The organism is Saccharothrix syringae, from assembly GCF_009498035.1.
Taxonomy (GTDB): Bacteria; Actinomycetota; Actinomycetes; order Mycobacteriales; family Pseudonocardiaceae; genus Actinosynnema; species Actinosynnema syringae.
The window spans coordinates 4,475,511-4,501,870 of record NZ_CP034550.1 but is presented as its reverse complement, the minus strand read 5'-3'; the positions used below and the strand labels follow the sequence as shown (position 1 = coordinate 4,501,870).

General features: G+C 73.3%; 21 protein-coding genes. 15 read left to right on the top strand and 6 right to left on the bottom strand.

The window, feature by feature from the left end; all coding sequences use genetic code 11:
• Positions 1-9: 9 nt before the first annotated feature.
• Positions 10-2,466 (bottom strand): helix-turn-helix domain-containing protein, encoded by a 2,457-nt coding sequence (locus tag EKG83_RS19475; protein ID WP_033433057.1) that lies wholly within the window; start codon positions 2,464-2,466, stop codon positions 10-12.
• Between the two features lie 170 nt (positions 2,467-2,636).
• Here EKG83_RS19475 and bdeA point away from each other — a divergent pair, with 170 nt between their 5' ends.
• The 6 genes from bdeA (at position 2,637) to EKG83_RS19445 (ending at position 11,620) form a co-directional block, all read left to right on the top strand.
• On the top strand, positions 2,637-3,497 hold the full coding sequence (gene bdeA, locus EKG83_RS19470; RefSeq protein ID WP_211269168.1) for a bis(hydroxyethyl) terephthalate hydrolase: 861 nt from the start codon (positions 2,637-2,639) through the stop codon (positions 3,495-3,497).
• 1,070 nt (positions 3,498-4,567) lie between these two features.
• Positions 4,568-5,974 (top strand): family 2B encapsulin nanocompartment shell protein, encoded by a 1,407-nt coding sequence (locus EKG83_RS19465; RefSeq protein ID WP_033434620.1) that lies wholly within the window; start codon positions 4,568-4,570, stop codon positions 5,972-5,974.
• A gap of 179 nt (positions 5,975-6,153) precedes the next feature.
• The gene (locus EKG83_RS19460) at positions 6,154-7,563 is read left to right on the top strand and encodes a family 2B encapsulin nanocompartment shell protein (RefSeq protein WP_033434592.1); all 1,410 of its coding nucleotides are present in this window, start codon (positions 6,154-6,156) and stop codon (positions 7,561-7,563) included.
• Between the two features lie 86 nt (positions 7,564-7,649).
• Positions 7,650-8,690 carry a family 2 encapsulin nanocompartment cargo protein polyprenyl transferase gene (locus tag EKG83_RS19455; protein WP_033434593.1) on the top strand — a complete coding sequence of 347 codons (1,041 nt, stop codon included), beginning with the start codon at positions 7,650-7,652 and terminating at the stop codon, positions 8,688-8,690.
• Positions 8,691-8,900: 210 nt separating this feature from the next.
• Positions 8,901-9,827, top strand: a complete 927-nt coding sequence (ispH, locus tag EKG83_RS19450) for a 4-hydroxy-3-methylbut-2-enyl diphosphate reductase (protein WP_033434594.1) — start codon at positions 8,901-8,903, stop codon at positions 9,825-9,827.
• On the top strand, positions 9,824-11,620 hold the full coding sequence (locus EKG83_RS19445; RefSeq protein ID WP_084717007.1) for a 1-deoxy-D-xylulose-5-phosphate synthase: 1,797 nt from the start codon (positions 9,824-9,826) through the stop codon (positions 11,618-11,620). The genes ispH and EKG83_RS19445 overlap by 4 nt, the downstream gene beginning before the upstream one ends.
• A 249-nt stretch (positions 11,621-11,869) precedes the next feature.
• On the opposite strand, the gene EKG83_RS19440 is transcribed toward EKG83_RS19445, so the two are convergent.
• Positions 11,870-14,404 carry an ABC transporter permease gene (locus EKG83_RS19440; RefSeq protein WP_033434622.1) on the bottom strand — a complete coding sequence of 845 codons (2,535 nt, stop codon included), beginning with the start codon at positions 14,402-14,404 and terminating at the stop codon, positions 11,870-11,872.
• Entirely contained in the window at positions 14,404-15,159 is a 756-nt protein-coding gene (locus EKG83_RS19435) for an ABC transporter ATP-binding protein (RefSeq protein WP_033434595.1), read from the bottom strand. Before EKG83_RS19435 ends, EKG83_RS19440 begins: the two co-directional genes overlap by 1 nt.
• 486 nt (positions 15,160-15,645) lie before the next feature.
• On the opposite strand from EKG83_RS19435, the gene EKG83_RS19430 reads away from it, so the two are divergent.
• On the top strand, positions 15,646-15,990 hold the full coding sequence (locus EKG83_RS19430) for a DUF742 domain-containing protein (RefSeq protein WP_033434596.1): 345 nt from the start codon (positions 15,646-15,648) through the stop codon (positions 15,988-15,990).
• A 187-nt stretch (positions 15,991-16,177) separates the two neighbouring features.
• On the top strand, positions 16,178-17,086 hold the full coding sequence (locus EKG83_RS19425; protein WP_084717008.1) for an FG-GAP repeat domain-containing protein: 909 nt from the start codon (positions 16,178-16,180) through the stop codon (positions 17,084-17,086).
• 64 nt (positions 17,087-17,150) lie between these two features.
• Here EKG83_RS19425 and EKG83_RS19420 read toward each other — a convergent pair whose 3' ends face one another.
• From EKG83_RS19420 to EKG83_RS19410, 3 genes are all read right to left on the bottom strand, one after another.
• Positions 17,151-18,065 carry an NAD(P)-dependent oxidoreductase gene (locus EKG83_RS19420; RefSeq protein WP_322746678.1) on the bottom strand — a complete coding sequence of 305 codons (915 nt, stop codon included), beginning with the start codon at positions 18,063-18,065 and terminating at the stop codon, positions 17,151-17,153.
• A 227-nt stretch (positions 18,066-18,292) separates the two neighbouring features.
• Complete coding sequence (locus EKG83_RS19415) at positions 18,293-19,018, bottom strand: anti-sigma factor family protein (protein ID WP_033434598.1); 726 nt, start codon at positions 19,016-19,018, stop codon at positions 18,293-18,295.
• 5 nt (positions 19,019-19,023) lie between these two features.
• Positions 19,024-19,587: a sigma-70 family RNA polymerase sigma factor gene (locus EKG83_RS19410; RefSeq protein ID WP_084717009.1), complete on the bottom strand. Its 564-nt coding sequence runs from the start codon at positions 19,585-19,587 to the stop codon at positions 19,024-19,026.
• Positions 19,588-19,764: 177 nt separating this feature from the next.
• On the opposite strand from EKG83_RS19410, the gene EKG83_RS19405 reads away from it, so the two are divergent.
• The 7 genes from EKG83_RS19405 to EKG83_RS19375 all read left to right on the top strand — a co-directional run bounded on the left by EKG83_RS19405 (position 19,765) and on the right by EKG83_RS19375 (position 26,149).
• Positions 19,765-20,349 (top strand): hypothetical protein, encoded by a 585-nt coding sequence (locus EKG83_RS19405; RefSeq protein WP_170191939.1) that lies wholly within the window; start codon positions 19,765-19,767, stop codon positions 20,347-20,349.
• A gap of 28 nt (positions 20,350-20,377) precedes the next feature.
• The gene (locus tag EKG83_RS19400; protein WP_051766768.1) at positions 20,378-21,130 is read left to right on the top strand and encodes a DUF4142 domain-containing protein; all 753 of its coding nucleotides are present in this window, start codon (positions 20,378-20,380) and stop codon (positions 21,128-21,130) included.
• Between the two features lie 172 nt (positions 21,131-21,302).
• Complete coding sequence (locus EKG83_RS19395; RefSeq protein ID WP_194283041.1) at positions 21,303-22,142, top strand: ferric reductase-like transmembrane domain-containing protein; 840 nt, start codon at positions 21,303-21,305, stop codon at positions 22,140-22,142.
• Positions 22,139-23,629, top strand: coding sequence for an NAD(P)/FAD-dependent oxidoreductase (locus EKG83_RS19390; protein WP_084717011.1), 1,491 nt, complete (start codon positions 22,139-22,141; stop codon positions 23,627-23,629). Before EKG83_RS19395 ends, EKG83_RS19390 begins: the two co-directional genes overlap by 4 nt.
• Positions 23,630-23,868: 239 nt before the next feature.
• On the top strand, positions 23,869-25,092 hold the full coding sequence (locus tag EKG83_RS19385) for a hypothetical protein (protein WP_033434600.1): 1,224 nt from the start codon (positions 23,869-23,871) through the stop codon (positions 25,090-25,092).
• 18 nt (positions 25,093-25,110) lie between these two features.
• Positions 25,111-25,302 carry a hypothetical protein gene (locus EKG83_RS19380; RefSeq protein ID WP_153278227.1) on the top strand — a complete coding sequence of 64 codons (192 nt, stop codon included), beginning with the start codon at positions 25,111-25,113 and terminating at the stop codon, positions 25,300-25,302.
• 121 nt (positions 25,303-25,423) lie between these two features.
• Positions 25,424-26,149, top strand: a complete 726-nt coding sequence (locus tag EKG83_RS19375; protein WP_211269245.1) for a D-Ala-D-Ala carboxypeptidase family metallohydrolase — start codon at positions 25,424-25,426, stop codon at positions 26,147-26,149.
• The last annotated feature ends 211 nt before the right edge of the window (positions 26,150-26,360 follow it).

Sequence of the window (26,360 nt, the reverse complement as noted above, 5' to 3'; positions counted from 1 at the left end):
CCTCCTGGTTCAGTCGAGCACCCTGGTCAGCTCGACGCGGGACCGCACCCCGAGCCTGGCGAAGATGTTGCGCAGGTGGTGCTCGACGGTGCGGTGGCTCAGGAACAGGCGCGCGGCGACCTCCCGGTTGGTCGCGCCCTCGGCGACCAGGCGGGCGATGCGCACCTGCTGCGGGGTCAGCTCGGCGGAGCGGTCGGTCCCGGGCGCGCCGGGCGCGTCGCCCACGGTGTCACCCGCGGCGCGCAGCTCGGCCCGGGCCCGGGCGACCCAGCGGTCGGCGTCGTAGCTCTGGAAGATCTTCACCGCGTCGCGCAGCAGCTCGCGCGCCGCGCGGGGACGGCGGTCGCGCCGCAGCCGGTGGCCGTAGAACAGCTCGGTCTTGGCCAGCTCCATCGCGGTGCCGCTGGCCCGGTGCAGCCGGATCGCCTCGCGGAAGTGCTCGTCGGAGCGGCTGCCGTCGGACAGCATGCCCCGGCAGCGGTGCGACAGCGCGAGCCGCGCGGCGCAGCCCGTCGCCCCGACCCACTTCTCGTAGCGGCGCAGCGCGCGGTCACCGGCGGCGGGCCGGCCGCACCCGACGGCGGCCTCCACCACGTGCGGCGCGGCCAGCACCTTGATGCCCGCGTGCACCCCGCCCGCGCCGGGCCCCATCAGCCGCAGCCGGTCCAGCGCGTCGGCCGGGCGGTCCAGCACCAGGTCGACGCAGGCGAACGCCCAGGCGCCGAACGCGCCGGAGCGGCCCAGGCCGCGCTGGGCGATCTGCTCGGCGGCGGCGTCGATGCGGTGCACGGCGGTCTCGGTGTCCCCGCGCAGCGCGGCGAGCAGCGCCAGGATCGTCAGGTGGTCGACGACGGCGTTGTGCTGCCCCATGGCGGTGGCCGCGTGCACGCCCTCGTAGGCCGCCGACAGGGCCACCGAGTGCTGGTCGAGCAGCAGCGCCGACAGCGCCCGGTAGACCAGCGCCCACGGCACGAGCCCGGTCAGGCCGTGCTCGTGCGCCGCGGTGACCGCGCTGGTGGCCAGCTCGTGCGCCTTGGTGGCGTCACCGAGCGTGTAAGCGGCCTGACCGCCCCAGATCTTGGCCTGCGGGTGCGGCAGCCGCTCGGCCAGCTCCACCACCGAGCGCAGCGCGGGCAGGGCCTCCTGGTGGCGCCCGGCGAACGTGGCGGCCATGCCCAGCAGGTGGTCGAGGGTCACCCGCGTCCCGTCCGGCTCGTCGGGCCTGCGCAGCCGCCCGGCGAACGCGGCGGTCTCGGCGTACCGGCCGTGGTCGCCCGCGATGCTGGCGGCCTCCCCCGCGAAGCCCAGCGCGGTGATGGCCAGCGCGCGGTGCGTGCCGACCAGCTCGCCGGCCGCGTGCAGCAGGCGGCGGGTGGCCACGTCCGGCAGCCCGTGCCCGAGGTCGATGCCGCCGCGCAGCAGCTCGGCGCGGGCGCGCAGCCCGGCGTCGTCGGTGAGGCGGACCGCGGACCGCAGCGCGACCCGGGCCCGGCGCGGCGCCCCGTGCGCCCAGTGGTCGGTGGCGGCGGCGACCAGGTGCCGGGCCCGCGTGTCGGGTGCACCCGCGAGCGCGGCGGCGCGGTCGTGGTCGCGGGCCGCGGCCGGGTAGTCGCCGCAGCGCCGGGCACGCCGGGCGAAGTCGGCCAGCCGGTCGGCGAACGCGTCCCGGTCACCGGGCGCGCGGGCGGCCTCGTGCCAGGTGCGGCGGGGCCCGGCGGGCAGCGCACCGGCCAGCGCGGCGTGCGCGGCGTAGCGCAGGGCCAGCGGGACCTCGGTGCGCAGCGTGGAGCGCACCAGCGGCCCGCCGTCGAGCAGCGCGCGGGCCTGCTCGACCGCCGCCAGGTCGAGGTCGGGCATCCGGGCGAGGGTGTCGGCGTCGACCTCGTCGTCCACGACCAGCAGCGCGGTCGCGTAGCGGGCCTGCGGGGACAGGTCGTGGAAGCGGGCGCTGAACCGGGCGCGCAGGGAGCTGTCCTCGGGCAGCGCGTCGGGCGGCGGAGCCGTGCCGCCCAGCTGCTCGGAGGTGAGGGCCCGGGTCAGCTCGACGAGGGCCAGCGGGTTGCCCATGGCGAGGTCCGCGACCTCGTCGGCGAGGCCGGGCGGCAGGCCGGGGCGCAGGTCGCGCAGGACGCGGAGGCTGTCGGCGTGGTCGAGCGGGTCGAGCCGCACCCAGGGCAGGCCGTGGGGCTCGCCCTCGGTGGCGATGAGCAGGGCGACCGGTTCGTCGGCGATGTCGCGGGCGAGCCCGGTGAGCCAGGTCGTGTCGTCGAGCAGGTGGGCGTCGTCAACGCAGAGCAGCACGTCCCGGTCGCCCCTGTCGGCAGCCGCCTCGCGGGCAACGCCCAACATCGCCGTCTTGCCCGACCCGGGGCCGCCGCGCAGCACCAGAGCTCCACCGCGCCCACCCCGGGCACGCGCGAGCAACGCGTCCACGGCGACGCGCTGCCGATGACGTCCGCGCAGCATGCAGCCAGTTTTACGGGTCGCAAGAGTTTCGCGGAAGGGGGAGCACCGAAATTATCTACCAGTGTTAGGTTTCGCACCGGACCGGTGGTTGCACCGATGCGACGCGGTCACCCCGGGGAGCAGGGTCGTCGCCGTACGCAGTTTCCCTGCTGAGCGAGGTGTACACCGACGTGCAACTCCGCAAACTGATCCCCGCGCTCGTCCCGGTCCTGGCACTGGCGCTGGCGGCCCCCCAGGCCACCGCCGCCGAGACCGAGTACCGACGCGGCCCGGCACCCACGAACTCCAGCATCGAAGCCCTCCGCGGCCCGTTCGCGGTCTCCGAGACCTCGGTCTCGTCCCTGCTGGTCACCGGCTTCGGCGGCGGCACCATCTACTACCCGACCAGCACCGCCGAGGGCACCTTCGGCGCGGTCGCCATCTCCCCCGGTTACACCGGGACCCAGTCGAGCATCTCCTGGCTGGGCCCGCGCCTGGCGTCCCAGGGCTTCGTCGTGTTCACCATCGACACCAACACGACGCTCGACCAGCCCGACAGCCGCGCCGACCAGCTGCTGGCGGCGCTGGACTACCTGACCCAGCGCAGCTCGGTGCGGACCAGGATCGACAACACCCGCCTGGGCGTCATGGGCCACTCCATGGGCGGCGGCGGCACCCTGCGCGCCGCCGAGCAGCGCCCGTCACTCCAGGCGGCGATCCCCCTGACCGGCTGGCACACGGACAAGACGTGGGGCAGCGTGCGCGTGCCCACCCTGGTGATCGGCGCCGACGGCGACACCATCGCCCCGGTCAGCTCCCACTCGGAGCCGTTCTACACGACGCTGCCCTCGACGCTGGACAAGGCGTACCTGGAACTGAACGGCGCGACCCACTTCACGCCGAACACCTCCAACACGACCATCGCCAAGTACAGCATCTCCTGGCTCAAGCGGTTCATCGACAACGACACCCGCTACGAGCAGTTCCTCTGCCCGGCCCCGCGCGGCGCCGCCATCCAGGAGTACCGGGACACCTGCCCGCACTCCACCTGACCGACCCGGGCGGAACGCGACTCTCCCCGCACCCCGCCCACCCGACACCGCGCCACCCGACCGGGTGGCGCGGTGTTCGCGCTTTTCACCCACTGCACAGTGCCCGACTGGAGGACACGCGGTGCCGGACCGGAGGACACGCGGTGCCCCACTGGAGGACACGCCGGTGCTGAACGTAGAACTCGGGGGCCCGGAACGTTCGACACGACGGTCCTGAACGTTCGACTCGCGCGGCTTGAACGCATGACACGCCCGGACCCAACGCATGACACGCCGGTGCCCAACGCATGACACGCCCGACCCCAACGCATGACACGCCGGAAGGGCGCTGGGGCCGGTGGGGGCCGACGAGGCCCGATTTGACATGGGTTCGAGTGCCATAGGCTGGTCGGAGCCGGCAGGCTCGGCGGGACGCTTTTCCCCGCCGTGCCTGTCGGCTGCGGCCTGCCTCCGGCGCTCGTAAGGGCCCCATGTCAAATCGAGCCGGACGACACCCGAAGGCCAACCAAACCCGAGCCGCCCCCGCACGCCCAGACACCCCTGCAACGCCACCCAACCCACACCCAACCCACACACCCAACGAGCCCTCGACGAGCCCCCAACCCGCCCGCAACGGCTCCCCGAACCCACCGCCCACCCCACCACCCGAACGGCCCAGAACACGAGCCCGAGCATTTCTCGCTTTCACGTTAGCGCACACCCAAACAACCGCTTCGCAAAAAACGGGACAGCATCACCGGATCGAAGTACCCTCACAAGACTGGACTTTTGACCGCACAACGGCAAAACGCCCACCCAAACCACACCTCCACCCCACGTCAACCCCCCACCAGCGTGAAAAACGCTACTACGAACGTGGTAAACATTCCACGTCACCACGCATACGGGGGACCAAGAACGAAAAAATCACCCGTTATTACTTGCAAAGCGGACAACATGCACACCCTGTGCACACAAAACGCCGAAATGACCCTCAGGGGGGTCGCCGCATCGGCCGCTTCCCGTGGCACATTCGGCCTCACTACCGTCAATCCGGCCCAATGAACTGAATCCGATTGGCGGTGTACCCGGTGTCTGTGACCGATTCGGACGTGGAGGTCGAGCAGCCTCAGCTCAGCCTGAGCAGGCGGGCGGCGCGAAACCTCGCGACCACCACCAAGACCGTCCCCCAGATGCAGAACATCACCTCCCGGTGGCTGCTCAAGGTGCTGCCCTGGGTGGAGGCCAAGGGTGGTGCCTTCCGGGTCAACCGCAGGCTCAGCTACGCCATCGGCGACGGCCGGCTCACCTTCACCAACGTGGGCGCCGACATCTCGGTGGTCCCGCAGGAGCTGACCGAGCTCCCGCTGCTGCGCGACTTCGACGACGTCGAGGCCCTGTCCGCCCTGGCCGCCCGCTTCGAGCAGCACGAGCACCAGCCCGGCGACGTGATCGTCGAGCGGGGCCGCCCGCAGGACGCGGTCCACCTCATCGCGCACGGCAAGGTCGAGAAGATCGGCCAGGGCGAGTACGGCGACCAGACCGTGCTCGGCGTGCTGGCCGACGGCGACTACTTCGGCGACCGGGTGCTGGCCGGCCCGCAGGAGGACTGGGACTTCACCATCCGCGCCGTCACCCCGGTCATCGTGCTCGTCCTGCCCTGGCAGGTGTTCGAGCAGCTCAACGGCGAGGCGGGCGGCCTGCGGGCGCACATCCAGCGCGCGTTCGCCGGCATCGCGGGCCGCGCCAACCAGCACGGCGAGGCGGAGATCGAGATCGCCTCCGGCCACGACGGCGAGCCGGACCTGCCCGGCACCTACGTCGACTACGAGCTGGCGCCGCGGGAGCTGGAGCTGAGCGTCGCGCAGACCGTGCTGCGCGTGCACAGCCGCGTCGCCGACCTCTACAACCACCCGATGGACCAGGTCGAGCAGCAGCTCCGGCTGACCATCGAAGCGCTCCGCGAACGCCAGGAGCACGAGATGGTCAACAACCGCGACTTCGGCCTGCTGCACAGCGCCGACCTCAAGCAGCGCATCCACACCCGCAACGGGGCGCCCACCCCGGACGACATGGACGAGCTGCTGTCCACGGTGTGGAAGGAGCCGACCGCGTTCCTCGCCCACCCGCGGGTCATCGCGGCGTTCGGGCGCGAGTGCAACAAGCGCGGCATCTACCCCGACACCGTCGACCTCAACGGCCAGCACGTGCCCGCGTGGCGCGGCGTGCCCGTCCTGCCCTGCAACAAGATCCCGGTCACCGAGAGCCGCACCAGCTCGATCATGCTGCTCCGGGCGGGCGAGCACAACCAGGGCGTCATCGGCCTGCACCAGACCGGCCTGCCCGACGAGTACCAGCCCGGCCTGTCGGTGCGCTTCATGGGCATCAGCGAGAAGGCGATCATCTCGTACCTGGTCAGCGCCTACTACTCCACCGCGATCCTGGTGCCGGACGCGGTGGGCGTGCTCGAACACGTGCAGATCGGCCGCGAGGACTAGGGCACGCGGGTCCAGCTCCACCACCCCGGACGCGGCTCCACCCCCGGACACCGCTCCACCCCCGGACACCGCTCCACCCCCGGACACCGCTCCACCCCCGGACGCGGCTCCAGCACCACCCCTCCGGACCACCGGCCCACTGAGGACTGACAACCCCACAACGAGATCGGACCCCTGACGTGACCGTGATCGAACCCGGCCTCGTCCCCGAGGAGGCCGAGCACCAGCGGCAGAGCCTGGGCACCGCCGCGGCGCGGAACCTCGCCAGCACGACCAAGTCGACCCCGCAGATGCAGGGCATCTCACCGCGGTGGCTGCTGCGGAAGCTGCCCTGGGTCGCGACCCAGGCGGGCACCTACCGGGTGAACCGCCGCCTGACCTACGCCGTCGGCGACGGGCGGGTGAGCTTCATCAGCACCGGCGCCGACATCCGGGTCATCCCGCAGGAGCTGCGGGAACTCCCCCTGCTGCGCGATTTCCCCGACGACGACGTGCTGGTCGCGCTGGCCGAGCGGTTCCAGCAGCGCGAGTACCAGCCCGGCGAGGCGCTCGTCGAGTCGGGCAACCGGGCCGACGAGGTCTTCCTCATCGCCCACGGCAAGGTGCAGAAGATCGGGCGCGGCGAGTACGGCGCCCAGACCGTGCTCGACACCATGGCCGACGGCGAGCACTTCGGCGACGAGGTGCTGACCGGCGCCGAGGCCGAGTGGGAGTACACCGCGCGGGCGGTCACCCCGGTGATCGCCCTGGTCCTGCCGTGGCAGTCGGTGCAGCAGCTCAACGGCCGCACCGACGCGCTGCGCGCGCACGTCGACGCGGTGGTGCGCGGCGCGGCCAAGCCGCAGAACAAGCACGGCGAGGCGGACATCGAGATCGCCTCGGGCCACGACGGCGAACCGGACCTGCCCGCGACGTTCGTGGACTACGAGCTGGCACCTCGGGAGTACGAGCTGGAGGTCGCCCAGACCGTCCTGCGCGTCCACACCCGGGTGTCCGACCTCTACAACCACCCGATGAACCAGACCGAGCAGCAGCTCCGCCTGACCATCGAAGCGCTCCGCGAACGCCAGGAGCACGAGATGATCAACAACCGGCGCATCGGGCTGCTGCACAACGCCGATCTCAAGCAGCGCATCCACACCCGCAGCGGCCCGCCGACCCCGGACGACCTGGACGACCTGATCTCCAGGCGGCGCAAGACGCGGTTCATGCTGGCCCACCCGCGCACCATCGCGGCGTTCGGGCGCGAGGCGAGCAAGCGCGGCCTCTACCCCGGCACGACCGACGTCGAGGGCACGCGGGTGACCACGTGGCGCGGCGTCCCGCTGCTGCCGACCGACAAGATCCCGATCAGCAAGCACGGCACCAGCTCGATCATCGCCATGCGCGTCGGCGAGGAGGACGGCGGCGTCGTCGGCCTGCACCAGCCCGGCATCCCCGACGAGGTGCAGCCGAGCCTGAACGCGCGGTTCATGGGCATCGACGAGAAGGCGATCGCCTCGTACCTGGTCAGCGCGTACTACTCGGTGGCCGTGCTGGTGCCGGACGCGCTCGGCGTCCTGGAGCACGTCGAGATCGGCCGGTCGTAGGCCAACCGGCCAGCCGGGCCCGCCGCGGGCCCGGCTGGCCTCCCCGCCCGCGGCGCGGGCGCTTCCCCCGAACAGGAGCAGTGGCGATGACCGACCTGGACGCCGGACCCGCGCACCGGTCCGCGCGCGAGGTGCTGAACTGGAGCCGTGCCGGGGTGACCCCGGCGCTGCGGGCCGCGGTGGACCGGCTGCCCGACTCGATGCGGACCATCGCGGGCTACCACTTCGGGTGGTGGGACGAGGGCGGCAGGCCGACCGGCGCGGACGCGGGCAAGGCGATCCGGCCCGCGCTGGTGCTGCTGGGCACGCAGGCGGTGGGCGGCACCGCGGACGAGGCGCTGCCCGCGGCGGTGGCGGTGGAGCTGGTGCACAACTTCTCGCTGCTGCACGACGACGTGATGGACGGCGACCGGACGCGGCGGCACCGCGCCACCGCGTGGACCGTGTACGGCGTGAACCCGGCGATCCTGGCCGGTGACGCGCTGCTGACGCTGGCGCTGGACGAGCTGGCCGGCAGCGGGCACCCGGCGGCGCAGCAGTCGATCCGGGTGCTGTCGACGGCGGTGCAGGAGCTGCTGGAGGGTCAGCGGGCCGACCTGTCGTTCGAGGAGCGCTCGGACGTGCGGCTGGCGGAGTGCGTGCGGATGGCCGAGGGCAAGACCGGGGCGCTGCTGGGCGCGTCGTGCGCGCTGGGCGCCCTGTTCGGCGGCGGGCGGCCGGAGCAGGTGGGGCACCTGCGGTCGTTCGGCGAGCGGATGGGGCTGGCGTTCCAGTTCGCCGACGACCTGCTCGGCATCTGGGGCGACCCGGCGGTGACGGGCAAGCCGGTGTACTCGGACCTGCAGAACCGGAAGAAGTCGCTGCCCGTGGTGGCGGCGCTGACCTCGGGCACGTCGGCCGCGCGGGAGCTGGACGCGCTGTACCACTCGGGCCGGGAGCTGGCCGTGGCCGACCTGGAGCGGGCGGCCGAGCTGATCGAGCTGTCCGGGGCGCGGGCGTGGAGCCAGGACCAGGCCGACGACCTGCTGGAGCGGGCGCAGGGGCACCTGCGGGCGGCCGAGGCGGTGGCGCGGGCGGAGCGGGAGCTGGACGCCGTGGCACGCCTGGCCACGCGCCGCGACCGCTGACCGGGCCTGCTCACACCTGCTCGTGCCCGCTTCCCGCCACGGCTTCGCAGGAGTCCCCGCCCAGGGGGTCCCCCGGTCTTGATTCTGCCGGCGAGCACCGACAATCCCGCCCCGCCGACCGTCCTCACCACCCGGCCCCGCCAAGCGTCCCCACCACCCGCCCCGTCCCCTCACCCCCACCCACCCCGCTACCGCACGAGGAGCCGCACCATGGTCCTTCCCGTTGTGCTGCTCGCGTCCCCCCGGTCGTTCTGCGCCGGGGTGGAGCGGGCCATCGACATCGTCGACCGACTGCTCGACCAGCGCGGTGGACCGATCCACGTGCGCAAGCAGATCGTCCACAACACCCACGTCGTGGCCGAGCTGGAAGCCCGCGGCGCCGTGTTCGTGGACGAGTTGGACGAGGTGCCCGAGGGCGCCACCGTCGTCTTCTCCGCCCACGGCGTGTCCCCCGAGGTGCGCCGGGAGGCCGCCCGGCGCGGGCTGGACGTGGTCGACGCGACCTGCCCGCTGGTCACCAAGGTGCACAGCGAGGCCAAGCGCTACGTCGCGCGCGGGGACACGGTGGTGCTGATCGGTCACGCGGGCCACGAGGAGGTCGAGGGCACGCTCGGCGAGGCACCCGACCGGATCCTGCTGGTGGAGAGCGTCGCGGACGTCGAGGCGCTGGAGGTGCCCGACCCGACCCGGGTCTCCTACCTGACCCAGACCACGCTCGCGGTGGACGAGACGGCCGAGGTGCTGGGCGCGCTGAAGGCGAGGTTCCCCGCGCTGCGGGGCCCGGCCTCGGCCGACATCTGCTACGCCACGACCAACCGGCAGGAGGCGGTGCGGGAGGTGGCCCTGGACGCCGACCTGGTGCTGGTCGTCGGTTCGGCGAACTCGTCGAACTCCGTGCGGATGGTGGAGCTGGCCCGCCGGACGGGCACGCCCGCGCACCTGGTCGACGACGCCTCGGGCATCCGGCCGGAGTGGCTGGAGGGGGTGCGGGTGGTGGGGCTGAGCGCCGGCGCCTCCGCGCCGCCCCACCTGGTGGACGAGGTGATCGAGGCGCTGGGCGCGTGGGACGTGCAGGTGCGGGAGACCACGCGCGAGACCGTGCAGTTCACCCTGCCCGCCGCGGTGAGGTCGCGGTGACGCTGCTGGGCAGCATCACCGGGCCCGGGGACGTCCGGGCGTTACCGGCCTCGGCGCTGCCCGCGCTGGCGGGCGAGGTGCGCCGGTTCCTGGTGGACCGGGTGACGCGCGCGGGCGGTCACCTGGGGTCGAACCTGGGCGCGGTGGAGCTGACCATCGCGGTGCACCGGGTGTTCGACTCGCCGCACGACGTGGTGCTGTTCGACACCGGTCACCAGGCGTACGCGCACAAGGTGCTCACCGGTCGGGCCGAGGGGTTCGACGGGTTGCGCCGGGCGGGCGGGCTGTCCGGCTACCCGTGCGCCGCCGAGTCGCCGCACGACGTGATCGAGAACTCGCACGCCTCGACCGCGCTGTCCTACGCCGACGGGCTGGCCAGGGGGCTGCGGTTGCGCGGCTCGAACCGGCGGGTGGTGGCGGTCGTCGGCGACGGCGCGCTGACCGGCGGCATGGCGTGGGAGGCGTTGAACAACCTCGCGGCCACCGACCACCCGGTGGTGATCGTGCTCAACGACAACGGCCGGTCGTACGCGCCCACGGTCGGCGGCCTGGCCGCGCACCTGGCGGAGCTGCGCGCGGGGCGCCGTCCCGCGCTGTTCGAGGCGCTGGGGCTGGCCTACGTGGGCCCGGTGGACGGGCACGACGCGGTGGCGGTGGAGCACGCGCTGGTCGACGCGGCCGAGCTGGGCCGGCCGGTGGTGGTGCACTGCGTGACGACCAAGGGCAGGGGGCACCCGCCCGCCGAGCGGGACCCGGTGGACCGCCTGCACGCGGTGTCGCCCGCGGGGTCGGCAGGCGGTGCCACGTGGACCGACGTGTTCGGCGCGGAGATCGCCCGGATCGGCGAGGCGCGGCCGGACGTGGTGTGCCTGACCGCCGCGATGCTCGACCCGACCGGGCTGGGCGAGTTCGCCCGCCGGTTCCCGGGGCGCACCTTCGACGTGGGCATCGCCGAGCAGCACGCGGTCACGTCGGCCGCGGGCCTGGCGCTGGCGGGGCTGCACCCGGTGGTCGCGGTGTACGCCACGTTCCTGTCGCGGGCGTTCGACCAGGTGCTGCTCGACGTGGCGCTGCACCGGCTGCCGGTGACGTTCGTGCTGGACCGCGCCGGGGTGACCGGTCCGGACGGGCCCAGCCACCACGGCATGTGGGACGCCTCGGTGCTGCCCGTGGTGCCCGGCCTGCGGTTGGCCGCGCCGCGCGACCCGGCCCGGCTGCGGGAGGCGCTGCACGAGGCCGTGGGGGTCGACGACGGGCCGACCGCGGTGCGCTACCCCAAGGCGAAGGCGGGTGCGGACGTGCCGGCGCTGCGCCGCGTGGGCCGTTGCGACGTGCTGCGCGAGGAGCCCGACGCGGCGGGGCTGGTCATCGCGGTCGGGCCGATGGCCGGGCCGTGCCTGGCCGCCGCCGACGAGCTGGCCGGGCACGGCGTGCCGGTCACCGTGGTCGACCCGCGGTGGATCACGCCGCTCGACCCGGAGCTGGTCAAGCTGGCCGCCGGGTACCGGCTGGTGCTGGCCGTGGAGGACACCGCGGCGACCGGTGCCCTGGGTGGTCGGCTGGCGCAGGCGCTGGCCGTGCTGGGTGCGCCCACCCGCGTCGGCACCTACGCGCTGCCCGCGAACTTCCTGCCGCACGGGACGCGGGACGAGATCCTGCGCGCGCACGGCCTGGACGCGGCGGGCATCGCCACCGCGGTGCTCAAGCGGCTGGGGAGGCACGGTTGGCACGGGGCGGGAACCACAGGACGGGCACAGGGCAGAGCCGGACGCGAGCCGGACGCGAATAAGTGAGCCGGGTCCGACCGCGATCGGTCGGACCCGGCTCCACCAACCCGGCGTCACGGGGCGCTCGGTCCCGCTTCCACCAGCCCGGCGTGACGGGGCAGCCGGCTCGGTCCCGGCCCCACCAGCCCGGCGTGACGGGGCAGCCGGCTCGGTCCCGCCCCCACCAGCCCAGGGCAACGGGGCAGCCAGCTCGACCCCGGCCCCACCAGCCCAGGGCAACGGGGCGTCCAACTCGACCCCGCCCCCACCAGCGCGTCAGTCGTGGGCGATGGCGCCCAGGACGTTCAGCCGGGCCGCGCGGATCGCGGGCAGCACGGCGGCCACCACGCCGACCCCGGCGGCGGCGAGCAGGTAGGTCCCGAGCTGCGCCCAGGGCACCGCGACCGCGGTGAACCCCTCGTCGGCCAGCGCCTTGACCGCGGCCAGCCCGATCGCGGTGCCCACCACCAGGCCGAGCAGCGCGCCGAACACCGAGATCACCACCGACTCGACCGTGATCATCCGCATGACCTGGGCGCGCCGCATGCCGATGGCGCGCAGCACCCCCAGCTCCCGGGTCCGCTCGATCACCGACAGCGCCAGCGTGTTGACCACGCCGAGCACCGCGATGAGGATCGCCAGCGCGAGCAGCACCTGGATCATCAGCAGCACGGTGTCCAGCTGCGCGGTCTGCTGCCGCACGAACGCGCTCACGTCCTGGACCGAGACCTCGGGCTCGTCGGCGAACAGCGGTTCCGCGGCCGCGCGCACGTCGGCCGGGTTCGCGCCCGGCTCCACCGCGGCGTACGCGCTGACCGGCCGCGCCAGGGTGAACTCGTCGGCCACCGCGCGCGGCAGCAGGACGGTGCCGCCCACCACCTGGTTCTTCTCGATCACCAGGGCGACGGTGTACTCGCGCTCCCGCCCCTTGGCGGTCTGCACGCGGGCGGTGTCGCCGTACCGGAGGCCCAGCCGGGCCGCCAGGTCCTCGTCCAGGGCCATCTCGCCCTCCCGCAGCTCGGTGAAGGAGCCGTCGCGGGCGCTGAGGCCGAGGAGGTCGCGGGTGGCGGCCAGGTCGGTGCTCACCGCGGCTCCCCGCCGCTCCCCGTCCACCATGACCACGTCGGTGTACCAGGCGAAGCCGGTCGCCACGCCGGGGGTGGCCAGGAGCTGGTCGACCCGGTCGGCGCCGAACGTGGCCGGGCTCTCGGTCGTGGTGTCGCCGGAGACGATCAGGTCGGCCTTGACCTGGTTGCGGGCCACCTCCTCGATGCTCGCGGTGGCCGAGCCGAGCACCACGCTCACGCCGGTGATCAGCGCGATGCCGACCATGAGCGCGGCGGCGGTGATGGCGGTGCGGCGCGGGTTGCGGGCCGAGTTGCGCCTGCCCAGCGTGCCCGGTGTCGACCAGGCCATCAGCTTCCCGATCGCGGACACCACCGGCTTGCTGACCAGCGGCGTGAGCAGGGCGACGCCGACGAACGACACCAGCAGGCCCGCCATGGTCAGCCACAGCACGTCGCCGTTGAAGCCGAGGCCGAGCGCGACCGCGCCGCCCGCGGTCACCGCGGCGCCGGCGACGCTGATCCCGGTCAGGGGCCGGTCGGGGGTGGCCGCCTCGCGCAGCGCGGCCACCGGCGGGATGCGGGAGGCGCGCACCGCGGGCAGCAGCGCGGCCAGCACGGTCACCACCGTGCCGACCGCGAACGAGGACACGATCGCGGACGTGGGCACGGCGAGGTCGGCCAGGTCGAGGTTCGCGCCGCCGAACGTGCTGAACAGCCAGGCCAGCAGGGCGCCGACGCCGATGCCCGCGCCGAGGCCGACCGCGGACGCGACCAGGCCGATCACCACGGCCTCGACCACGACCGAGCCGACCACCTGCCCGCGGCCCGCGCCCATGGCCCGCAGCAGCGCCAGTTCCCGGGTGCGCTGCGCGATGATGATGGAGAAGGTGTTGAGGATGATGAAGACGCCGACGAACAGCGCGATGCCCGCGAAGCCGAGCAGCACGTAGTTGAAGAACGCCAGGCCCTCGTTGATGTCGTCGGCCGAGTCGGCGGCCAGCTGCTCGCCGGTCTTGACCTGGTAGGCGTCGCCGAGCCGGTCCTGGACGCGCTGCCGCAGCACGTCCTGCGCCACGCCGTCGGCGGCGCGCACGGTCACCGAGCTGTAGTGGCCGGGTTCGCCCAGCAGCAGCCGCTGGGCCTCGGCCTCGGTGAACGCGGTGGTCAGCTCGCCGCCGAGGGAGTCGCGGCCGCCGGCGTAGCCGAAGACGCCGGTGACGGTGAACTCCCGCTTGGGCTCCAGGGTCAGCACGGACACCCGGTCGCCGACCTCGTAGCCGCCGGTCCTGGCCAGCAGGGCGCTGACCGCGATCTCGCCCTCCGCCCGCGGCGGTCGGCCGGCGCGCAGCTCCTCCTGGCCGCCGTCGCGCCAGGCCGTGCCCAGGCGCGGCGCGCCGGTGGTGGTGAGCACCTTGCCGTTCTCGCCGATCGGGCGGGCCGAGCCGGTCACGTCGCCGACGGCGCCGCGCACGCCGTCGACCTGCTCGACGGCCCGGAGGTCGTCGGCGGTGAGGGTGCCGGCGACGGGGTCGTCGCCCTCGGCGCCGTCGACCTTCGGCTTGACCGCGACCTGCACGTCCACGTCGGCGTACACGGAGGCGAACAGGTCGGTGAACGAGCGGTTGAGCGTGTCGGTGAGCACCAGGGAACCGGACACGAACATCACGCCGAGCACCACGGCCAGCCCGGACAGGACCAGCCGCAGCTTGCGGGACAGCAGGCTCTTCAGGGTCGCCCTCAGCATCACGCCACGACCAGCCGCTCGCCGCCGTCGAGGTGCTTCATCGTCTCCAGCACCGCGTCCGCCGTGGGCGCGTGCAGCTCGCGCACGATCCGGCCGTCGGCCAGGAACACCACCCGGTCCGCGCAGGAGGCGGCGACCGGGTCGTGGGTGACCATGACGATGGTCTGGCCGAAGTCGCGCACCGAGCGGCGCAGGAAGCCCAGCACCTCGGCGCCGGAGCGCGAGTCCAGGTTGCCGGTCGGCTCGTCGGCGAAGACCACGTCGGGCCGGGACACCAGGGCCCGCGCGCACGCCACCCGCTGCTGCTGGCCGCCGGAGAGCTGGGTGGGCCGGTGGCCCAGCCGGTCGCGCAGGCCGACCGCCTCCACGACCGCGTCGAACCAGGTCTGGTCGACCTTCTGCCCGCCGATCGCCATCGGCAGGGTGATGTTCTCGGCCGCGGTGAGCGTCGGCAGCAGGTTGAACTGCTGGAAGATGAACCCCACGTGCCGGCGCCGCAGGTCGGTCAGCCCCCGGTCGCGCAGGCCGTCCACCCGCGTGTCGCCGATCCACACCTCGCCGGTGTCGATCGCGTCCAGCCCGGCCAGGCAGTGCATGAGGGTCGACTTGCCCGACCCCGACGGCCCCATGATCGCGGTGAACCGACCGCGCTCGAACTCGGCGCTCACCCCCGCGAGCGCGGTGACGGCCGCCTCCCCCGTCCCGTAGGACTTCCACACGTCCACGGCCCTGGCCGCGGCAACCCCACCGGTCACGACTTCCTCCGGATCCCCAGTCGACGGCCCTCGCCGCCACGGGGGAAACCTGCCCGAACGGGCACCCCCGGCGCTTCCGGGACCGACCCCGGATTCCGCCTCGGGGGAAAACCCCGACCCTCCCGGTGACGAACCTCAAACCTTGGTCAACAACCGTTGTGAGAGCGCTCCACCGGTGATTACGGTCGACCGCGTGATTCCGAACCCGACCCCCATCGGTTAGTTCCCCCGGCGGTTCGCCTGGGTTCGTCGCCCAGGCGAACCGGAGGTGAACCGGGGGTAGCGGTTCGATCATCGGATGCCTGCGGCGGGGTTTTGCGCACCCCCCGGAAACGGTCGGACACACACTGTCAAAACCGTCCGAAATTCCTCCCACATGCCGGGAAAGTCGAGACAGCGGGCCTGATCAACCGTAGGGTCGAGCGTCGTCAGAGACCCTGACCACACGTGAACGAAGATCAACTCCGACCGCTTCGAGGAGCTGGTGTGTCTGCCCTCCGGGTGCGCCCCTACACCAGAACCGGCGGCCGCACGCGTTCCGCGCGGACGCTGGCCATCGAGACGATCGTGACCACGAACGAGCGGGCCGACCGGGACGCGCTGACCTCCACCGCGGAGCACCGCGCCATCGGCGACCTGTGCCGCCACCCGCACTCGGTGGCGGAGGTGGCGGCCCGGCTGCGGCTGCCGCTCGGCGTGGTGCGGGTGCTGCTGGCGGACATGTCCGACCTCAGCCTGATCGTCGTGCACCAGGGCGAGGAGCTGGACGCCGAGGGCAAGCCGTCGCTGGAGCTGATGGAGCGCGTCCTCGCCGGCCTGCGCCGCATCTGAAGGTCCCGGGGTCGTACCTCCACGTGGCCGCACCGCGTGCGCCCCGTTCGCCTGCCGCCCGTCCTCCGTTTGCGCCGGGCCGGAATACCGCAATTCTGCGTAGAGAACCCCTCCGCCCCGCGCTCAATGTGGGTGCCTCAGACGTGCGACGCCACCCGGGCGGGCACGTCGTCGGAGGGGGGACGCGATGAGAACCAACGTGCACCGGAGCACCGGGTGGACCGCTCTGCGGAGGTCGGTCCTCGTGGTGATCGCGGTCGTCGGCGCCCTGGTGGCGACCTCGCTGCCCGCGCTGGCGACCATCGCCGACAAGCGCAACGACTACAACGGCGACGGCCACAGCGACGTCGTCGCCATCAACGGCAGCAACGGCTGCCTGTTCCGCTGGACCGGCAACGGCAGCGGCGGGCTCGGCGCCGGCACCCAGCTCGGCTGCGGCTGGGCACCCTACGAGGGATCGCTGGCCAGTCCCGGTGACCTCAACGGCGACGGCGCCGGTGACCTCGTCGCCATCAACGGCGGCGACAACTGCCTGTACCGCTGGCTGGGCAACGGCAGCGGCGGATTCGGCGCCGGTGTCCGGCTCGGCTGCGGCTGGGCGCCCTACTGGTTGGCGTTGGCCGGCGCCGGTGACCTCAACAACGACGGCGCCGGCGACGTCGTCGCCATCAACGGCGGCGACGGCTGCCTGTACCGCTGGCTCGGCAACGGCAGCGGCGGGCTCGGCGCCGGTGTCCAGGTCGGCTGCGGCTGGGCGCCCTACACGTTCTCGTTGACCGGCGCCGGTGACCTCAACAACGACGGCAACGCGGACCTCGTCGCCATCAACAACGGCAACGGCTGCCTGTACCGCTGGCTGGGCAACGGCAGCGGCGGGCTCGGCGCCGGCGCCCAGCTCGGCTGCGGCTGGGCGCCCTACACCGGCGCGGGGAACATCAGCGGGATGGGCGCGCTGAACGGTGACAGCGCGGGCGACGTCGTCGCCATCAACAGCAGCAACGGCTGCCTGTACCGCTGGTTCGGCAACGGCGGCGGCGGGCTCGGCGCCGGCACCCAGGTCGGCTGCGGCTGGGGCCCGTACTTCCTGTCCACGTGACGCGGGCGGTCGGCCGCGTCACGCGCGGCCGACCCGCACCCGGGTCCGGGTGGCGCACCGGTGCTCAGACCGGCCGCTGCCCGGCCCCTGGCGCGTCGGGCCCCAGCGCGTCCGTCCGCTCCCGGATCGCCCGCACCACCGCGGCCATGTCCTCCTTGCCGTGCCCCAGCTCCTCGGTCCGGGCGAACAGCTCCAGGCACACGTCCAGCAGCGGCGACGCCACCCCCGCGGCACGGGCCGCGCCGGCGATCAGCCGGTTGTTCATCAGCACGTCCGAGATCGCGGCCTGCGCGCCGAAGTCGGCGGCCAGCAGCTTGGCCGTCTTGGCCCGGGACACCCGGCTCGACATCTGCCCGGAGTCCAGCACGTCGACCAGCTTGACCAGGTCCAGCCCGTGGTGCTCGGCGAAGTGGAACGACTCGGCCAGGCCGGTCACCGTGGTGATCAGGAAGACGTTGACCGCGAGCTTCATCAGCAGCGCCCGCGGCGCCGGGCCGCACTCCACCACCTTCGCGCACATCGGCCCGACGACCTCCCGCACCCGCTCGACCGCCTCGGGCTCGCCGGCGAGCATGGCCACCAGCTCACCGGCCTCGGCCGGACCGCGCGAACCGGACACCGGCGCCTCGACGTAGTGCCCGCCCGCCGCCCGCACGTCGGCTTCGAGCCCGTGCGAGAAGCCCGGCGAGGTCGTGCCCATGTGCACGAGGGTCCGCCCGGCGACCTTGCGGGCGAACCCGGGCGCACCGCGCTCCAGCACCGCGTCGATCGCGGCCTCGCCGGCCAGCATCACGATCACCACCTCGGCCCGCGCGAAGACCTCGTCGACCTCGCCGACGACCTCGGCCCCGGCCTCCCGCAACGGCTCGCACCGGTCGGCCGAGCGGTTCCACACCACCAGCGACCGCCCGGCGCGCACCAGGTTGAGCGCCATCGGCTGCCCCATGATCCCCAGCCCGACGAATCCGACCCGCACCACGACCTCCAACCCACGACACCCCTCGGACCCGTGATTCCACCACCCCGCGCCGGCCCCCGTCTTGAACGCTCGTGCGCCCGAACGCAGAACTCGCGGTGTCCGAGTGGAGGACACGCGGTGCCTGACCGGAGGACACGCCCGGTTTGAAGGGCTTTTACCGGCGTGTCCTCCGGTCGGACACCGCGTGTCCTCCGGTCCGGCACCGCGAGTTGTGCGTTCGGGTCGGGTCAGGAGGTGGGCAGGCGGAGGAGGGTGGCGCCGTCCTTGGTGTCGCGGACCGCGAACTCCGCGATGTCGTGCCAGCGCATGCCCACGGCCGCCTGGAGGTGGGTGGGTTCGCGGTCGGGCGTGGCGCCCACGAGCCACGAGCTGACGACCACGCTCTCACCGGACCGGGACTTGGCGACCAGCTCGCACCGCGTCGGCCCCTTGGCGCCCTTGACCTCCAGGTCCAGCGCGGTGCCCCACGGCTGGAGCGACGGCGCGAGCCTGGCGTAGACGCCCGTCACCGGGTCGCTGCGGGTCAGGACGGTCTCCGAGTCGGGCTCGCCGTTGGCGATGTTGGTCTGCGCGGGCACCGTCGTGGTGGAGGCGGCGACCCGGTCGCCCGACCTGGTCACCGCCACCGACACGAACGCGGTCACCGCGACCAGCAGCACGGCCGCCGCGGCGGCCAGCAGGACCGCGGTGCGGCGCTTGCGCGACCGCAGCTCGGTGACGTTGTCCAGCATGGCGCGCACCGAGCGGCCGTCGGGCCGCTCCCCCGTGCCGGCGCGCAGCAGGCCGTTGGCGTTCGCCTCGTCGAGCAGGTCCGGCAGCTCGGCGAAGTCGCGCAGGTCGAGCGCACATCGGCGGCACTGCGCCAGGTGGTTCTCGAAGGCGTCGACCTCGTCCTCGTCCAGGACGCCGAGGACGTATGCCGCCACGTCGATGTGGTTCGTAGGCGATGTCACGCTTGTCAGCCCCGATCCTGCAGTGCCCGCCGCAGGGCGCGGAGCGCGTAGTACACCCTGGACTTCACCGTGCCGGGCGGTACCCCGAGCACCGCTGCGGCTTCCCCGACGGTCCGATCCCTCAAGTACGTCTCGAGAATAGCCTCCCGGTGCTCCTCGGTCAGTCCGTTCATCGCTTCGGCCACAACTATCGCCGCCAGGGTGCGGTCGGCCTCGTCCCGCACCGGGGCTTCGTCCGACGGCGTCAACTCCGACTCCTGCGGTCTGACGCTCCGCTTCCGACGGTCGTCGATGACCAGTCGCCGGGCGACGGTGAACAGCCAGGAGCGCAGCAGGACCGGGTCCCGCTCCAGCTTCTCCGCGTTCCGCCACGCCCGCACGAGCGTCTCCTGGACGATGTCCTCAGCCCACTGCCGGTCGCTGCCGGTCAGTCTCATGGCATGTCCGAGCAGCGCGCTGCCGAACTCCTGGTAGAGCCTGCGGATCAGCTCGTCTTCCGGGCTCACGTCCGGCCAGGTGCGTTCTCTTTGGGGGGAAGTGCTGCGTCTGTGCCGCGCCACGCCGTGCATCCAAGCGCGCCGGACGGTTCCGCGTCGAGGGTTTGGCCGCAAAAAAAGTGGTCGATTTGTTCGTGAACCGTCACCGCATCGTGTCCGTACTCCACGGTATCCGCCTCGATGGCGAGGGCCCGACCACCCGGCCCTTGCGCCTTACGGCGGAACCGCCAGCAGGAGAAAGGACCAACGATGCTCAGTCGACGTACCCGAACGGCGTTGCTGCTGGTTCCGGCAGCCGCGGCGTTGGCGCTGGTCAGCGCTTGTGGCGCGACCGGCACCGGCACCGCGGGCGGCCAGGGCGGCGCGGCGGGCGCCAACTCCGGCACGACGACTCTCCAGCAGAACCCGGAATTCGGCAAGGAGCCCCACCAGCTGCTGTCGGCGACCGAGTCGCGGGAGGTCGGGTGGTTCGTGGCGGACGCGGGCGGGTTCGCCCTCTACCGCTTCGACAAGGACACCGCGAAACCGTCGAAGTCCAATTGCGACGCGGCGTGCCTGGAGATGTGGCCCCCCGTGCTGGTCGGCGAGCACACCATGACCTCCGGCGTCGACCCGACGCTGGTCGGCTCGGTCGCGCGGGAGGACGGCCGCAAGCAGGTCACCCTCGCCGGCTGGCCCCTCTACCGGTACGCGGGCGACAAGAAGGCGGGTGACCTGGCCGGTCAGGGCAAGGGCGGCACGTGGTTCGCGGTCACGCCCGAGGGCAGGAAGGCGCAGGCCGACGACGGCGCGGCACCCGGCGACACCGGCGGCGGCACCGGCGACGGCTACTGACGGACCCCGGCAACAGGACGGGAAACCCATGCCAGCCAAGCGTTTCGCGGCGGCCCTGCTGGCCCTGCACCTGCTGCTCGCGCCCGCGGTGACCGGGGTCGCGCACGCCGACGACCCGGCCGACGCGGGCCCGGTGGAGCAGACCCCGCTGGGCCCGATCACCGCGTCGGACAAGGAACTGCTGGTCAAGGTGCGGCTGGCCGGCCTGTGGGAGATGCCCATGGGCGAGGAGGCGCAGACCCGCGCCGGCAGCCAGCGGGTCAAGGAGGTGGGTCAGCAACTGGCCAGCGACCACACCTTCCTCGACGAGCGCGTGGTGCGGCTCGCCTCGCAGATGGGCGTGGAGCTGCCCGACGAGGCCAACGCCGACCAGCAGTCCTGGATGGCCGAGATGCGCTCGCGCACCGGCGCGGCGTTCGACGACTCGTTCGCCAACCGGCTGCGCGCCGCGCACGGCGCGATCTTCCCGGTGGTCTCGACGGTGCGGGCGAACACCCGCAACGAGGCCATCCGGCAGTTCGCCCAGGTCTGCAACCAGATCGTGCTCAAGCACATGACCCTGCTGGAGAGCACCAACCTCGTCACCGACGCCGGCCTGTCCAAACCGGTGGCCGCCGGCGCGGTGGACCGGGCGGCGGTCGCCGCCGACCCGGTGCGCGCCGCCCAGGTGGTGCCCACCGGCAGCCCCAACCCCCTCGTCGTGCTCGTCATCTGCCTGGTGGGCGCGGTGGTGACGATCGGTGTCCTGCGCCTGCTGCGGCCCCGCGGCAACGTCGGCTGAAAGGAGGTGGTGGCCGGACGACCCGACCCCACTGCACGCGCCCCTGTGACGCGGAAACTTCCACATCCCCCCGACCCGCCCCGGCGCGCCGTGACCACTCCTGCACGGCGCGCCGGGCGGGTCGGGCACCACCGCCTGCGAGTTCTCTCCCGCCATCTCGGAGGTAAGTCCCGTGCTCTCCCAGGTCCCGCTGCTGGTCGCCCAGGCAACCGGCGGCGACCACGACGCCGGGGTGCGCCACGTCGCGCAGATCTCGGCGCGCCTGGCCTACGCGTTCATGTGCGCCACCCTGTGCTGGGGCGTGCTCATCGCGACGGGCTGGGCCAACAAGATCACCGGCAGACAGGGCCTGCGCAACAGCCACATGGTGCTGGCGACGCTGGCCCTGGCGTTCGGCTCGCTCCACGCGTTCGCCTTCACCCTGCTGGAGCTGGGCGCGTTCTCCCACCTGCGGCTCCTGGTGCCCTTCGCGGACGGCGGCCTGTTCCGGCACGCCCTGGGCATCCTGGCGCTGGAGCTGATGCTGGCCATCGCGTTCACCGCGGGCCTGCGCAAGAAGATCTACTACCGCAAGTGGCTGCGGCTGCACCAACTGGCCTACGCCGCGGTCGTGCTCGGGGTGGTCCACTCCTGGTTCGGCGCGATCGCCAACGGCAACCTGGCCCTGCTGTGGCTGGCCGGGCTGACCGTCCTGATCCCCACGGCCACCATCGCCATCGCCCGCTTCCTGCCGCCGGACGTGCTGGTCAAGCTGGGCATGCTGGAACCGGAGCCCGGTTTCGAGCCCGAACCCGACGGCGCGGGCGGCAGCGCGCTCGACATCAGCGTCGACAACGAGCGCTGCCACCGCTACGGCATCTGCCAGGCCGAGGCGCCGGGGCTGTTCCAGCTGATCGACGACGAGCGCCTGCGCTACGAGCGCAGACCGCCGCCCGAGCAGTTCGCGAAGGCGCGGGCCGCCGCGCGCGCCTGCCCGATGCGCGCGATCGAGCTGCGGGAGCGTGTCCGGTGAGGAACGAGGAACGCGTGGTCATCGCGGGCGGCGGCCTGGCCGGCCTGCGCGCCGGCGAGCGGCTGCGGGAGCTGGGGTTCCGCGGCGAGATCGTGATCGTCAGCGCCGAGCGCCACCTCCCCTACCACCGGCCGGCGCTGTCCAAGGAGGCCATCAACGGCGAGCTGACGGCGTCGGACCTGCGGCTGAGCATCAGCCGCGAGCTGAACGCGGTCTGGCGGCTGGGCACGCACGCGACCCACCTGGAGCCGGACCGGCACGTGGTGGGCCTGCCCGGCGGCGAGGAGCTGAAGTACGACGGCCTGGTCATCGCGACCGGGGTCGAGCCGCGCCACCTCGCGGGCGCGCCGCGGCAGGACCCCCGCATCCACGTGCTGCGCACGGTGGACGACGCCATCGCCATCAAGCGGGCGATCAACTCCACGCAGGGGCTGGTCGTGGTCATCGGCGGCGGCCTGATCGGGTGCGAGATGGCCGCGTCGGTGAAGACGATGGGCCGCGACGTGGCCATCGTGAGCCGGTCGGCCACGCTGCTGGGCAGCGCGGTCGGCAAGAACATCGCCGAGACCGTCACCGCCGCCCACCGGGCGCGGGGCGTGCGGATGGCGATGGGCGTGAAGATCCGGCACTGGGTGCGCCAGCCGGGCGGGGTGGCGATCCACCTGTCCGACGGGCAGGTGTTCTTCGCCGCGGTCGTGGTGATCGCGGTGGGCGCCTCGCCGTCGGTGGCCTGGCTGCGCGGGTCGGGTCTGGTGCTGGAGGACGGGGTGCTGTGCGACCCCGCGTGCCACGTGGTCGGCGCGACCGACGTGGTGGCCGCGGGTGACGTCGCGCGGTGGCCGAACCTCCGGTTCGGAGGGCAGCCGCGTCGGGTCGAGCACTGGCTCAACGCGGTGGAGATGGGGCGGGCGGCCGCGGAGAACCTGTTGGCGGGCAGGCAGAACTCGCGGCCGTTCACCCCTGTACCCCGGTTCTGGACCGAGCAGTACGGGATGCGCATCCAGGGTTCGGGCATCCCGGCGCTGGGCAAGGACACCACCACGCTGGCCGGGTCCCAGAAGGACCACCGCACCATCACCGGCTTCGTCCACGACGGCCGTCTGGTCGGGATGGTCGGCCTGGACGCGCCCACCGCGATGATCAAGCTGTCCACCGAGCTGTGGCGGCAGAACCGGGTCGACCGGACCGGGCCGCAGCGGCGCCCGCCACAGCACCTGGCACCTCCCGAGCAGCTCGCGGACCGGCCCGAGGCGGCACCACCCGCCCGGAGCGCGTCCACCCGGGGCGGGCCCGCCCCGAGCGCCGACCGGTACGAGCCCACCCGCTACGAGGGCCCCGCCGAACCCCGGGAGGCCGGGCCCCTGCTGCCCCGGCAGCAGCAGGACTCCCAGCCGCTGCCGGTGCCCTCGCACGCCCCCGTGGTCCGCGCCAGGGGGTACGGCGGCCGGCCGCTGAGCCGCAGCGGCCCCCGCGCACGACCGCGCTGACCCACCCCACCGGTGCGGGCCGCCCCTCGGTCCGCACCGGGGTCGGTCGCGCGTCCCGGACGGGACCGCCCCCAACGGCGCGGGCGGTCCCCGTCACGGGCCGTTCGTCACCCGAAGTAGTGGTTTGGCAACGGGGTGAACCGGATCGGTGCGGACCACAGGGGACAGCCGCCCGATACCGGTCCATCTGTTACGTCCACGCCGTGTCCCCGTAACCCTGGGCACCAAGCATTCGGTCCATGGCGAACCGGAGTCGAGTCACCGTCGTCGGGATCCCGGCCCGCGACGAGGCGCGCACGGTCGGCGCGGTGGCCCAGGCCGCCGACACCGGCCTGCACCTCGCTTTCCCCGAGGGCGCGAACGTCGTCGTGCTGGCCGAGAACGGCAGCACCGACGGCACCGTGCAGCGCTTCACCGAGGTCCCGCTCAGGAGCAGGAAGGTGGTGGCCAGCTCCCCCGGCGAGGGCACCGGCAAGGGCACGAACGTGTTCGCCATCGTCGAGCGGGCGCTGGAGCTCGACGCGGACCGGCTGCTGCTGCTCGACGCGGACGTCCGCTCCACCGAGCCGGGGTGGATCCCCGCGCTGGCCGACGCGGTCGACTCCGCCGAGCCGGTGCTGGCCGTGCCCGCGTACCGGCGCGACCGGTTCGAGGCGAACACCACCAACCACCTGGTCAGCCCGCTGCTGGCGGCGGTGTTCGGGGTGCACGTGCAGCAGCCCATCGGCGGGGAGTTCGCGTTCAACCGGGCGTTCCTGGAGCGCGCGAGCACCTGGCCGCGGCCGGACAGCGCCTACCTCTACGGCATCGACGTGTGGTTGACCGCCAACGCGCTGCGCGAGCGCGTCCGCGTGGTGGAGGTCCCGCTGGGGCGCAAGCTGCACAACTCGCCGTTCCCGAAGATCCTGCGGCTGCCGCAGCAGGTGCTGGACTCGCTGTTCCACGTCGTGCTGCGGACCGACGCGGTGCGCGCGCCCGGCTTCGCCACCCCGAAGGCACGGGCCGCGGTGGACGGCGCGGCGGTGCGGCAGGACCCGGCGGTGGTGTCGCGGGTGTCGGCGTCGGTGGCCCGCTACCTGGACGCCCACCACCGCGACGTGCGCGCGCTGTTCCCGTCGGCCAGCGCGGTCGGTCCCGCGCCGTGGGGCCTGCGGGTGGGCGCCGACGAGTGGCCGCACATCCTGGCCGACGCGCTGGCGGCGGTGGCGCGCGGCCGGTTCGAGCCCGCCCGGGACCACCTGGTCGCGCTGTACGTGAACCGGGTGCTGACGTTCTGGGAGGAGATCGACGGCCTGCGCGACGCCGAGATCGACGGGCTGCTGGACCGGCAGGCGGCGGAGACCGTGCGCGCGGTGCAGGCCAGGGGCATCGTGCTGGGCGGCGGCCCGGGGCCCAGCGGGTTCGACGTGCGCCACTGGGCCGGCTTCAACGAGGTGTCACCCGCCTGGGGCGTGCCTGCGTGATCCCGTAACGCCGGGGCCGTGCCGAACGCTGTTCAGGACATGAGAACGCGCGGCGCACGGCCCCTGGTGGCGCTGGCCGCCGTCTTCCTGGCGGTGGCCCTGTGGAACGGCGTGCTGGCCCTGCAGGACGCGGTGCTGTGGCGCAGCGCCGCGGCGGTGTTGTGCGCCGCCGCGTCCGCCGCCCTGCTGGTGGCCGCCCGCCGCGGGTGACCCGTCGTTAACAAACTATTCTCCATGTGTGAAAACTTCGGACATCCAAGACAGATTGACGCAAGTTTTCCACTTCCGACAGGCTCCAGGTCCCCTGCTCCCGAACGGCCTGGAGGTCCCTGTGCTCCGACTCCTGTCCTACGTGGCCTCGCTCGCGCTGGTCACCACCGTGCTCGTGCTGGGCGGTGGCGGCACGGCCCAAGCCGACGGCTGCTACACCTGGAACCGGACCCTGTCCGAGGGCGCGTCCGGCGAGGACGTCCGGCAGCTGCAGATCCGGCTGTCCGGCTACCCCGGCTACGGCGCGGTGCTCGGCCTGGACGGCCAGTTCGGCCCCGCCACCCGGGCCGCCCTGGTCCGCTTCCAGCAGGCTTACGGCCTGGGCGCGGACGGCATCGCGGGCAGCGCGACCTACTCGCGCATCTACGCCCTCCAGGACGACGACTGCACGCCGGTCAACTTCTCCTACGCCGAGCTGAACGGCTGCAACTCCGACTGGTCGGGCGGCCGGGTGTCGGCGTCCACGGCGCGGGCCAACGCCCTGGTGTCGATGTGGAAGCTCCAGGCCATGCGGCACGCGCTGGGCGACCAGCCGATCCGGGTCACCAGCGGCTTCCGCAGCGTGTCGTGCAACAACGCGGTCGGCGGCGCGTCCGACTCGCGGCACCTCTACGGTGACGCGGTCGACCTGGGCGCCGGCTCGCACACCCTGTGCCGGATGGCCCAGCAGGCCCGCAACCACGGCTTCAACGGCATCCTCGGCCCCGGCTACCCCGGCCACGGCGACCACACCCACGTCGACCACCGCGGCAGCCGCTTCTGGTCGGCCTCGTCCTGCGGCATCTGACCGACACCCGGACGGCGGCGGGTTCGCCCGACAGCGGGCTCGCCGCACCCCCTCCGGCCGCGTGAAGGCCGCCCGCACCACGAGTACCGCCTCGCCAGAGCACCCGGACGTCGTCCCGGTGCACGACTCCGGCGGGATCGACGGCCGGCAGGGAGGGATGCCGAGCGGTGCCCTGTCCACATCGGACACCTCACGGAGTGTGCCGAGGGGC

Coding starts and splice junctions, on each gene's coding strand:
- EKG83_RS19475 (WP_033433057.1), bottom strand. CDS start 2,466: ATGCTGCGCGGACGTCATCGGCAGCGCGTCGCCGTGGACGCGTTGCTC.
- EKG83_RS19455 (WP_033434593.1), top strand. CDS start 7,650: ATGACCGACCTGGACGCCGGACCCGCGCACCGGTCCGCGCGCGAGGTG.
- ispH (WP_033434594.1), top strand. CDS start 8,901: ATGGTCCTTCCCGTTGTGCTGCTCGCGTCCCCCCGGTCGTTCTGCGCC.
- EKG83_RS19440 (WP_033434622.1), bottom strand. CDS start 14,404: ATGCTGAGGGCGACCCTGAAGAGCCTGCTGTCCCGCAAGCTGCGGCTG.
- EKG83_RS19425 (WP_084717008.1), top strand. CDS start 16,178: ATGAGAACCAACGTGCACCGGAGCACCGGGTGGACCGCTCTGCGGAGG.
- EKG83_RS19410 (WP_084717009.1), bottom strand. CDS start 19,587: ATGCACGGCGTGGCGCGGCACAGACGCAGCACTTCCCCCCAAAGAGAA.
- EKG83_RS19405 (WP_170191939.1), top strand. CDS start 19,765: ATGCTCAGTCGACGTACCCGAACGGCGTTGCTGCTGGTTCCGGCAGCC.
- EKG83_RS19400 (WP_051766768.1), top strand. CDS start 20,378: ATGCCAGCCAAGCGTTTCGCGGCGGCCCTGCTGGCCCTGCACCTGCTG.
- EKG83_RS19385 (WP_033434600.1), top strand. CDS start 23,869: ATGGCGAACCGGAGTCGAGTCACCGTCGTCGGGATCCCGGCCCGCGAC.